The sequence below is a fragment of the Streptomyces sp. NPDC020362 genome, assembly GCF_040642095.1.
In the GTDB taxonomy this organism is placed as follows: Bacteria; Actinomycetota; Actinomycetes; order Streptomycetales; family Streptomycetaceae; genus Streptomyces.
Genome location: NZ_JBFAET010000272.1, coordinates 1 through 9627, shown reverse-complemented (window position 1 = coordinate 9627; position 9627 = coordinate 1). Strand labels below are relative to the sequence as shown.

General features: G+C 69.9%; 12 protein-coding genes. 7 read left to right on the top strand and 5 right to left on the bottom strand.

The window, feature by feature from the left end:
* The first annotated feature begins 148 nt into the window (after positions 1 to 148).
* From AB0H32_RS43910 to AB0H32_RS43900, 3 genes are all read left to right on the top strand, one after another.
* Positions 149 to 1294 (top strand): GAF domain-containing sensor histidine kinase, encoded by a 1146-nt coding sequence (locus tag AB0H32_RS43910; RefSeq protein ID WP_361133888.1) that lies wholly within the window; start codon positions 149 to 151, stop codon positions 1292 to 1294.
* Positions 1287 to 1928, top strand: coding sequence for a response regulator transcription factor (locus tag AB0H32_RS43905; protein ID WP_361133886.1), 642 nt, complete (start codon positions 1287 to 1289; stop codon positions 1926 to 1928). The genes AB0H32_RS43910 and AB0H32_RS43905 overlap by 8 nt, the downstream gene beginning before the upstream one ends.
* 170 nt (positions 1929 to 2098) lie before the next feature.
* Positions 2099 to 2344, top strand: coding sequence for a chaplin (locus AB0H32_RS43900; RefSeq protein WP_361133883.1), 246 nt, complete (start codon positions 2099 to 2101; stop codon positions 2342 to 2344).
* Positions 2345 to 2441: 97 nt separating this feature from the next.
* Here AB0H32_RS43900 and AB0H32_RS43895 read toward each other — a convergent pair whose 3' ends face one another.
* Entirely contained in the window at positions 2442 to 3230 is a 789-nt protein-coding gene (locus tag AB0H32_RS43895) for a hypothetical protein (RefSeq protein WP_361133880.1), read from the bottom strand.
* 150 nt (positions 3231 to 3380) lie between these two features.
* Between AB0H32_RS43895 and AB0H32_RS43890 the strand changes: the two genes are divergently transcribed.
* From AB0H32_RS43890 to AB0H32_RS43880, 3 genes are all read left to right on the top strand, one after another.
* A complete protein-coding gene (locus AB0H32_RS43890) occupies positions 3381 to 4172 on the top strand; it encodes an ABC transporter ATP-binding protein (RefSeq protein ID WP_361133877.1) in 792 nt (263 codons plus the stop codon).
* Positions 4173 to 4233: 61 nt separating this feature from the next.
* Positions 4234 to 4665, top strand: coding sequence for an NfeD family protein (locus tag AB0H32_RS43885; RefSeq protein ID WP_361133874.1), 432 nt, complete (start codon positions 4234 to 4236; stop codon positions 4663 to 4665).
* 150 nt (positions 4666 to 4815) lie between these two features.
* Positions 4816 to 5781, top strand: a complete 966-nt coding sequence (locus AB0H32_RS43880) for an SPFH domain-containing protein (protein ID WP_361133872.1) — start codon at positions 4816 to 4818, stop codon at positions 5779 to 5781.
* Between the two features lie 99 nt (positions 5782 to 5880).
* Here the strand turns inward: AB0H32_RS43880 and AB0H32_RS43875 are convergent, their stop codons facing one another.
* From AB0H32_RS43875 to AB0H32_RS43860, 4 genes are all read right to left on the bottom strand, one after another.
* Positions 5881 to 6252, bottom strand: coding sequence for a peptidoglycan-binding domain-containing protein (locus tag AB0H32_RS43875; RefSeq protein WP_361133869.1), 372 nt, complete (start codon positions 6250 to 6252; stop codon positions 5881 to 5883).
* Positions 6253 to 6485: 233 nt separating this feature from the next.
* Complete coding sequence (locus AB0H32_RS43870) at positions 6486 to 6992, bottom strand: HNH endonuclease (protein ID WP_361133866.1); 507 nt, start codon at positions 6990 to 6992, stop codon at positions 6486 to 6488.
* Positions 6993 to 7159: 167 nt separating this feature from the next.
* Positions 7160 to 7699, bottom strand: coding sequence for a YbhB/YbcL family Raf kinase inhibitor-like protein (locus AB0H32_RS43865; protein WP_361133863.1), 540 nt, complete (start codon positions 7697 to 7699; stop codon positions 7160 to 7162).
* A gap of 40 nt (positions 7700 to 7739) precedes the next feature.
* Complete coding sequence (locus AB0H32_RS43860) at positions 7740 to 8522, bottom strand: sporulation protein (RefSeq protein WP_361133860.1); 783 nt, start codon at positions 8520 to 8522, stop codon at positions 7740 to 7742.
* A 100-nt stretch (positions 8523 to 8622) separates the two neighbouring features.
* Here AB0H32_RS43860 and AB0H32_RS43855 point away from each other — a divergent pair, with 100 nt between their 5' ends.
* Complete coding sequence (locus AB0H32_RS43855) at positions 8623 to 9273, top strand: DNA-3-methyladenine glycosylase (protein ID WP_361133857.1); 651 nt, start codon at positions 8623 to 8625, stop codon at positions 9271 to 9273.
* Positions 9274 to 9627 lie beyond the last annotated feature (354 nt).

The following is a 9627-nucleotide window of genomic DNA, read 5'->3' as shown; positions in this document are numbered from 1 at the left end:
GCGGCGGCCGCAATACGGCGGGGCCCTTCGACGTACACCGCACGCCCGGGGCCCGGGGACCTACCCCGCCGGGCCTAGGTCCAGCGGCGCAGGCCGGGCCGCCACAGGTCCGATCCTTGCTGTCACACCCCGCCGGTACCGTGAGGACATGAGTCACGGCCCCCGGTCCGGCCTCGCCGCGGTGAGTTCCGCGCTGCTGGCCATGAGCAGGCACCTGGAAGTGCGCGACGTCCTGAAGACGATCGTCGCCTCCGCCCGCGAGCTGCTCGACGCGCAGTACGCCGCGCTCGGCGTCCCCGACGACCACGGCGGCTTCGCCCAGTTCGTCGTCGACGGCGTCAGCGACGCCCAGTGGAAGGCCATCGGCCCGTTGCCCCGCCAGCACGGCATCCTCGCCGCGATGCTGCACGAGGCGCGGCCCGAGCGCCTCGCCGACGTCCGCAAGGACCCGCGCTTCGAGGGCTGGCCGTCCGCCCACCCGGAGATGTCCGACTTCCTGGGACTGCCGATCAAGGACGGCGAGGACGTGCTCGGCGCGCTGTTCCTCGCGAACAAGCGCTGCCCCAAGCCGGAGGGCAGCTGCGGCTTCACCGAGGAGGACGAGGAACTGCTCTCCACCCTCGCCCAGCACGCCGCCATCGCCCTCACCAACGCCCGCCTCTACGAGCGCAGCCGCGAGCTGACCATCGCCGAGGAACGCTCCCGCCTCGCCCACGAACTGCACGACGCGGTCAGCCAGAAGCTCTTCTCGCTGCGCCTGACCGCCCAGGCCGCCGCCGCGCTGGTCGACCGCGACCCCGCCCGTGCCAAGGGCGAGCTGCACCAGGTCGCCGCGCTCGCCGCCGAGGCGGCCGACGAACTGCGCGCCGCCGTCGTGGAGTTGCGCCCCGCCGCCCTGGACGAGGACGGCCTGATCGCCACCCTGCGCACCCAGATACAGGTCCTCGACCGCGCCCACACCGCGCGTGTCACCTTCGACGCCACCGGTCTGCGCGCCCTGCCCGCCGCACAGGAGGAGGCCGCGCTGCGGGTCGCCCAGGAAGCCCTGCACAACGCCCTGCGCCACTCCGGCGCCGAGCACGTCCACGTCAGCATGGAGCGGCGCGGCCACGGAGCCGTCCTGCGCGTCACCGACGACGGCGTCGGCTTCGACCCCACAGCGGTCCGCCGCGCCGGACGCCACCTGGGCCTGGTCTCGATGCGGGACCGGGCGAGCGGGGCCGGCGGCACGCTGACCGTGGAATCGGCGCCCGGCAAGGGCACCACGATCGAGATGGAGGTCCCCGGTGGCTGACCCAATCAAGGTGCTGCTCGTCGACGACCACCAGGTCGTCCGCCGGGGCCTTCGCACCTTCCTGGAGGTGCAGGACGACATCGAGGTCGTGGGCGAGGCCGCCGACGGCGCCGAGGGGGTCGCCCGCGCCGAGGAACTGCGGCCGGACGTCGTCCTCATGGACGTCAAGATGCCGGGCATGGACGGCATCGACGCCCTGCGCAGGCTCCGCGAACTCGACAACCCCGCGCGCGTGCTGATCGTCACCAGCTTCACCGAGCAGCGCACGGTCGTCCCGGCGCTGCGAGCGGGCGCCGCCGGGTACGTCTACAAGGACGTGGACCCCGACGCGCTCGCCGGCGCCATCCGCTCTGTGCACGCCGGGCACATCCTGCTCCAGCCGGAGGTGGCCGGCGCCCTGCTCTCCCAGGAGGAGGCCAACTCGGGCCAGGGCAGAGGAGGCTCACTGACCGAGCGGGAGCGCGAGGTGCTCAGCCTGATCGCCGACGGCCGCTCCAACCGCGAGATCGCCCGCGCCCTCGTCCTGTCCGAGAAGACCGTCAAGACGCATGTCTCCAACATCCTGATGAAACTTGACCTCGCCGACCGCACCCAGGCCGCCCTGTGGGCCGTACGCCATGGCGTGACGGGCTGAAACGTCCTCCCCAGCACCTCACGCACGGCAACTCGGAAGGTTCCGCTCCGGGCTGAGATTCATACCGTCGTGGGAATGTCACCCGCATGGCGCACCCTTGGGCGATCTCCGCCGTTCTCCAGTGCGTGCTGCGGCGAACAGCCGCGGTGATCGCAAGGAGGACTCAGACAGTGAAGAACCTGAAGAAGGCTGCGGCCGTGACGATGGTGGCCGGTGGCCTCCTGGCCGCTGGTGCGGGCATGGCCTCCGCCACGGACGGCGCCTGTGCCAACGGTGAGGCCAAGGGCTCTCCGGGTGTCGTCTCGGGCAACGTCGTTCAGGCCCCGGTGCACGTCCCGGTGAACGTCGTCGGCAACACCGTGAACGTCGTCGGCGTGCTGAACCCGGCCTTCGCCAACCTCGGCCTGAACCACTGAGTCAGGACCGACGACGACCTCAGGCCTCCCGGATCCACCGGGGGGCCTGTCAGGTTGTCCTCCGGCCGGCCGGCCCGACAGACGGCCGGCCACCGGGTCAGCGAACCCCGCGCTCCCGCTCCTCCACGATCGCGTTGTACGCCGCCACCTGCGCCCGACGGGCCGTCCGCTCGACAGGCCGCAGCGCCTCGGACCGCGCCGCCATCTCGGCGGAGCTGACCGCCGCCCCGTGCCCCCCGTCGTACGCCAGGGACACCAGCAGCCCGACCCGCTGGGCCAGCTCCAGCACCCGCACCGCACGCGGCGGGTACCCCGGTGCCAGCACCTCGCGCCCCCGCTCGGCCCGCGCCCGGTAGGCGTCGATCGCCGCCTCCGCCACCGGACCCGACCCGGCGACGTCCAGCCGCGACAGCACCTCGGTCGCCTCCCGCAGGGCTTCCGCCAGCTCCCGCTCCGCCTCGCCCAGCGACGGCACATCGGCGGGCGGCGCCTCCCGCACCGGCAGTACGTGCCAGACCACCTCGACATGCACATCACCGGCGGGCCCGGCCTCGTACACCTCAGGCACCAGCCCGAACGCGGCACCGAAGCAGACGACCGCCTCCTCGGCCTCCAGCGCCCGCGCATTGAACTCGGGCGGCCCGCTCAGGCCCAGGGGATGTCCCGGCGCGGGCAGCGCCACCCGCAGGCCGGTCACCCCCAGCGTCCGCAGCCGGCCCAGCGCGAGCGTGAGCCCGACCTGCGCCGATTCACCCTGCAGCCCCTCCACCCGGTGCACCGCGTCCTCGCCCACGATGGCGAGCGCGGCGTCATCCGGAGAGGCAAGTCCGGCCAAAAGGGCATTTCCCCAAGCGGCGAGGCGTCCTGAACGCGGTTCCGAGAGCATGCCCCCACCCTAAGGACCGGACCGATGGAATGGAGCGCCGCACTCGTGGCGTAGATTTCCTATGGGCTGCGCCCACCGGCGCGGCGGACCGAGCCACAGGCGTACGCGACAGCCGAGACCGGCCACACTGCAAGGGGAGACAACACGCTCATGAGCGATGTTCTGGAGCTTGAGGACGTATCCGTGGTCCGCGAGGGCCGGGCTCTGGTGGACCAGGTCTCCTGGTCGGTGAAGGAGGGTGAGCGCTGGGTCATCCTGGGCCCCAACGGCGCCGGCAAGACCACCCTCCTGAACGTCGCCTCCAGCTACCTCTTCCCCAGCAAGGGCACCGCCACCATCCTCGGCGACACCCTCGGCAAGGTCGACGTCTTCGAGCTGCGCCCCCGCATCGGTGTGGCCGGCATCGCCATGACCGAGAAGCTCCCCAAGAGCCAGACCGTCCTCCAGACGGTCCTCACCGCCGCCTACGGCATGACCGCCGGCTGGCACGAGGAGTACGACGAGGTCGACGAGCAGCGCGCCCGCGCCTTCCTCGACCGCCTCGGCATGAGCGACTACGTGGACCGGAAGTTCGGCACCCTCTCCGAGGGCGAGCGCAAGCGCACTCTGATCGCCCGCGCCCTGATGACCGACCCCGAGCTGCTCCTGCTCGACGAGCCCGCCGCCGGCCTCGACCTCGGCGGCCGCGAGGACCTGGTGCGCCGCCTCGGCCGCCTCGCCCGCGATCCCATCGCCCCCTCGATGATCATGGTCACCCACCATGTCGAGGAGATCGCCCCCGGCTTCACCCACGTCCTCATGATCCGCCAGGGCAAGGTCCTCGCCGCGGGCCCGATCGAACTGGAACTCACCTCCCGCAACCTCTCCCGCTGCTTCGGACTCCCGCTCGTCGTCGAGCAGGTGGGCGACCGCTGGACCGCTCACGGGCTGCCCCTGTCCTGACGCCGGCTCACTCCCGTTCGCGCCCTGTCCGCCGCCCGACCCGCGGTCCTACCATGACCATGTGAACAACATCGACGCATGGGTGTGGTGGCTCGTCGGCGCGGCGGCGCTCGGAATCCCGCTCGTCGTCACCGCGTTGCCGGAGTTCGGCATGCTCGCGGTGGGAGCGGTCGCGGCCGCGGTCGTCGCCGCCCTCGGCCTCGGCGTCGTGGTCCAGGTCCTCGCCTTCCTCGCCGTCTCGGTCGCCCTCATCGCCGTCGTCCGGCCCATCGCGGCCCGGCACAGCAGACAGCGACCCCGATTCGCCACGGGCGTCGACGCGTTGAAAGGCAAGCAGGCTGTCGTCCTGGAGCGCGTGGACGGCTCCGGCGGCCGGATCAAGCTCGCCGGAGAAGTCTGGTCGGCCCGCTCCCTCGACACCGGCCGTGCCTACGACGTGGGCCAGGAGGTGGACGTCGTGGAGATCGAAGGGGCCACCGCGATCGTCATCTGAACCGGCCGGCCTCGATCTGACCTCGCAGGACTCAACTGAACGGAACCACCCACGAGTTCCGCGGCGGTCTGTCAGACTCGACCAGCAAGATCTTCAACAACCACAAGATCTGCCGAAGGCGCCGCGGCGGAGAGGGGTACGGGGAACACGATGGAACCGGTCATCATCGTCCTGGTCATTCTGGTGGTGTTGGTCTTCATCGCCCTGATCAAGACCATCCAGGTCATCCCACAGGCCAGCGCCGCCATCGTCGAGCGCTTCGGCCGCTACACGCGGACGCTGAACGCGGGCCTCAACATCGTGGTCCCGTTCATCGACACCATCCGCAACCGCATCGACCTGCGCGAACAGGTCGTGCCCTTCCCGCCCCAGCCGGTGATCACCCAGGACAACCTGGTCGTGAACATCGACACGGTCATCTACTACCAGGTGACCGACGCACGGGCCGCCACCTACGAGGTCGCCAGCTACATCCAGGCCATCGAGCAGCTCACCGTCACCACGCTGCGCAACATCATCGGCGGCATGGACCTCGAACGCACCCTGACCTCCCGCGAGGAGATCAACGCGGCTCTGCGCGGCGTCCTCGACGAGGCCACCGGCAAGTGGGGCATCCGCGTCAACCGTGTCGAACTGAAGGCCATCGAACCGCCCACCTCCATCCAGGACTCGATGGAGAAGCAGATGCGCGCCGACCGTGACAAGCGCGCCGCGATCCTCACCGCCGAGGGTACGCGCCAGGCCGCGATCCTCACCGCAGAGGGCGAGAAGCAGTCCCAGATCCTGCGCGCCGAGGGTGAGGCCAAGGCCGCCGCCCTGCGCGCCGAGGGCGAGGCCCAGGCCGTCCGCACGGTCTTCGAGGCGATCCACGCCGGCGACCCTGACCAGAAGCTCCTCTCCTACCAGTACCTCCAGATGCTCCCGAAGATCGCCGAGGGCGACGCCAACAAGCTCTGGATCGTCCCCAGCGAGATCGGCGACGCCCTCAAGGGCCTGTCCGGCGCGATGGGCAACTTCGGCCCACTGGGCGGAGGCGGCCAGGGCGGTGGCAACTCCGTCCCGGCCCAGAACAACGGCCCGGGCTCCGAGCGCCGCGAGAAGCCGCAGATCGACTGACCTCGGAAACACGCACGACAAGGGCCCGCCTTCCCAGGGAAGGCGGGCCCTTGCTCACCCCGCGGGCCGCACGGTCCGGCGAGCCTCAGGGGCGAGGGGTCAGTACGTGGTGGGCAGGTACTTGTAGCAGTAGCGGTCGCCGCCGATGGACTTCAGCAGCGCGTTGCCGGTCTTCTTGCCCACGATGCCGTCGGCGTTGCGGCCGGTCAGCCCGTGGTGCTCCTGGAAGTACTTCACCCATGCCTTGGTGTAGCTGCCGTACGCCGAGTCCTCCGTCAGGGCCCCCGGGTAGTTGCGGTTGATGATGCGCTGGACGCACCACACTCCGTGTCCGCTGGAGCCGTTGTTGAGCGTCTTCGCGGTGGTGCTGGCCTGGGCCGCTCCGGCGGTCATCCCGGTGAACCCGAGCGTCGCCGCCACGACGGCGGTGGCCGACAGCGCGGCCCGGGTGCGCAGGCTGAGCTTGCTCATGACGTGATCGTCCCTTCCGCACGCCGCAGGTCGGGGTCCCCCCGTTCGGGCCCCTCCATCGACCCGCGGCCCACGCGGGGCCGTTCAGCCCGGCCCCGCCGTGGTGTGCTGGTGCAAGAAGGTACGGACGCAGCCACCCGGCCGTCGTCCCGCACCGGGTTGACCTTGGCGGGCAACGGCCGGCGTACGCCACCGGTTCCTGCAACTTTCGCGGTACAGCCCGAGTTGACCGGCTACGCCGCCGACTGCGCCAGCCACTGAGGCAGCGTCCTGAAGTCGTCCTCCCGCAGCGCCAGCAGCATCGCGTCCGCCGGAGTCGGCTCGAACGGCTCCCGCAGCAGCGCCATCCCCGCCTCCTCCGGAGTCCGGTCGGCCTTGCGGTGGTTGTCCTCCGCACACGCGGCGACCGTGTTCAGCCATGTGTCCCGCCCGCCCTGCGCCCGCGGCACCACATGGTCCACGGTCGTCGCCCGCCGCCCGCAGTAAGCGCACCGGTGCCGGTCCCGGACCAGCACACCCCGCCTCGACCACGGCGCTTGTCTTCGGAACGGCACCCGTACGTACCTGCACAGCCTGATCACCCGGGGCGCGGGTATGTCCACCTCGGCACCGCGCATACGCAGTTCGGGGTGGGCCTGCTCGACGACGGCCTTGTCCTGCAGCACCAGAACAACGGCTCGGTTCAGAGTCACCGTCGACAGCGGCTCGAAGCTCGCGTTCAGAACCAGCGTGTCACGCATCCAGCCCACCTCCTGTGTGCACCTGCCCACCCGCCGGCGGGCTTGGATCAACTCTGGACGGGCGCGCCGAGATGGACAACGCAATAAAAAATGCCCGCCTCCGATCACTTCCAAGACCGGAGGCGGGCAAACGTTCAATGAACGCTCGGCTGAATCAGCGCGGCGCGTCAGCCCGCGGCGGGGTTCTCGTACTCACCGATGAGCTGGGCACGCGCGATCGCGTGGAACCGCAGGTTGAAACCGACGACGGCCGCAGAGGCGTCCGCGTCCGGGCCGAGCTTCTCCTGGTCCACCGCGTACACAGTGAAGACGTACCGGTGCGGGCCGTCCCCGGGCGGCGGGGCGGCACCGCCGAAGTCCTTCGTCCCGTAGTCGTTGCGTGCGTGCACCGCACCCTCGGGAAGGCCCTCGAACTTGCCGCCGCCCGCACCCACCGGCAGCTCCGTCACGGAGGCGGGGATGTCGAACAGGACCCAGTGCCAGAACCCGCTGCCGGTCGGCGCGTCAGGGTCGTAGCAGGTCACGGCGAAGCTCTTGGTCTCCGCCGGGAAACCCTCCCACCGCAGCTGCGGCGAGGTGTTCCCCTCCGCATAGACCTGGGCGCTCCCCAGCGTCGCACCCTCTTCGACGTCCTCGCTCGTCACCGTGAACGCCGGCACGGGCGGGTGGAAGTCGTGGGGGAGCGGCCGCCGCTTGAGCTCGGTCACCTCGGTACCTCCTGATCGTTCTCCGTCAGTGGGGCAGAGCCTAGAACCAGTTGCGCTTGCTGCCGACCTCGGACAGCCACTGGTTGAGGTATGCCGCCCAGTCGGTCCCGTGGAAGTCGTGCAGGCCCACCTGGAAGGAGCGGTAGGTGTCCGAGCCCTCGCTGAACAGACCCGGCTTCTTGTCCATCTCAAGGACGACGTCCATGGCGTGCTCGTCGGCCACGAAGCTCAGCTCGACCTGGTTCAGCCCCCGGTACTGGGACGGCGGGTGGAACTCGATCTCCTGGTAGAACGGCAGCCGCTGCCGCGTCCCCCGGATGTGGCCGCGCTCCATGTCCGCGTTCTTGAAGCGGAAGCCCAGCTGGATGAAGGCGTCCAGGATCGCCTTCTGCGCCGGCAGCGGGTGCACGTTGATCGGGTCCAGATCGCCGGAGTCCACCGCACGGGCGATCGCCAGCTCGGTCGTCACACCGATGTTCATGCCGCGCAGCGCCTGACCGTCGATCATCGTGACCGGCGTCTCCCAGGGAATCTCCAGCCCGAACGGCACCGCGTGCACGGCCCCCGCCTGCAGCTCGAAGGCACCACCGAGCCGCACCTTGGTGAACTCGATGTCCTGCTTGTACTCCTGGTCGCCGCTCTCGACCTCGACACGCGCCTGCAGACCGACGGACAGCCCCTCGATCTCCTGGTTCACGGACCCGCCCTGGATCCGCACCTCACCCTGGACGACACCACCCGGCACCACGTTGACCTCGGTCAGCACCGTCTCGACCGAGGCCCCACCGGCCCCGAGGCTCGCGAGCAGCTTCTTGAACGCCATGACTCTCCCTTTACGAATGGACCCTCGCCCCGTACAAACGCGATCCGCCCACGCCCGGTTCCGCAGGCCCGCTGACCCGTCTGGACTACCCTCGGACGGCATGATCGTGCCCCCGGACCGTACGCCACTGCGCCGAGAGTTCTTCGACCGCCCTGTACTCGAGGTCGCCCCCGATCTCCTCGGCCGCATCCTGGTCCGCACCACTCCCGACGGGTCGATCGCCGTCCGCCTCACCGAAGTAGAGGCATACGACGGACCGAACGACCCGGGGTCGCACGCGTACCGCGGTCGCACCACCCGCAACGAGGTGATGTTCGGTCCCCCCGGACACGTATACGTCTACTTCACCTACGGCATGTGGCACTGCATGAATCTCGTCTGCGGACCCGAGGGCAGGGCGAGCGCCGTCCTGCTCCGCGCCGGTGAAGTCGTCGACGGCGCCGAGCTGGCCCGCAAACGTCGGCTTTCGGCCCGGAACGACAAGGAACTGGCCAAGGGTCCGGCACGTCTGGCCACGGCCCTGGGGATCGACCGCGCTCTGGACGGCACGGACGCGTGCGCCACGGGGGACACCCCACTGCACATGCTGACGGGCATGGCCATCCCTTCCGACCAGGTACGCAGCGGTCCGCGCACCGGAGTCGCCGGCGAGGGCGGGAGCGGCGACGTCCACCCGTGGCGCTTCTGGATCGCCAACGACCCGACGGTGAGCCCTTATCGGGCCCACACGCCGAGGCGCCGCCCAAGTTGACGCGCCCTTGCAAGGTGCGTAATGTAGCCCGAGCCGCTGAACCGGGTACGGCAATCGCCTGCAGCCGGAGCGGCCACCCACTACCCAGCTACAAACCCTCGACAGGGTCGATTTTGGCGCGCCCGCGTGCCTGAATTCATGTCTCGTGAGACTCGATTATGAGTTGCCGAGGGAATGGGCTAGCGTAGTGAATGTCGAAAGGCCGAAGGGCGAAAGCCCAAAAGCCCAGGACGAACCCGCCGACAGGGAATCGGATCAAGAAAGGATCTGATAGAGTCGGAACCGCCGGAAAGGGAAACGCGAGAGCGGGAACCTGGAAAGCACCGAGGAAATCGGATCGAGAAAAGATCTGAT

Bases quoted from the DNA above. Each gene is read 5' to 3' on its own strand.
- AB0H32_RS43910 (WP_361133888.1), top strand. From the start codon at position 149: ATGAGTCACGGCCCCCGGTCCGGCCTCGCCGCGGTGAGTTCCGCGCTG.
- AB0H32_RS43895 (WP_361133880.1), bottom strand. From the start codon at position 3,230: ATGCTCTCGGAACCGCGTTCAGGACGCCTCGCCGCTTGGGGAAATGCC.
- AB0H32_RS43890 (WP_361133877.1), top strand. From the start codon at position 3,381: ATGAGCGATGTTCTGGAGCTTGAGGACGTATCCGTGGTCCGCGAGGGC.
- AB0H32_RS43880 (WP_361133872.1), top strand. From the start codon at position 4,816: ATGGAACCGGTCATCATCGTCCTGGTCATTCTGGTGGTGTTGGTCTTC.
- AB0H32_RS43875 (WP_361133869.1), bottom strand. From the start codon at position 6,252: ATGAGCAAGCTCAGCCTGCGCACCCGGGCCGCGCTGTCGGCCACCGCC.
- AB0H32_RS43870 (WP_361133866.1), bottom strand. From the start codon at position 6,992: ATGCGTGACACGCTGGTTCTGAACGCGAGCTTCGAGCCGCTGTCGACG.
- AB0H32_RS43860 (WP_361133860.1), bottom strand. From the start codon at position 8,522: ATGGCGTTCAAGAAGCTGCTCGCGAGCCTCGGGGCCGGTGGGGCCTCG.
- AB0H32_RS43855 (WP_361133857.1), top strand. From the start codon at position 8,623: ATGATCGTGCCCCCGGACCGTACGCCACTGCGCCGAGAGTTCTTCGAC.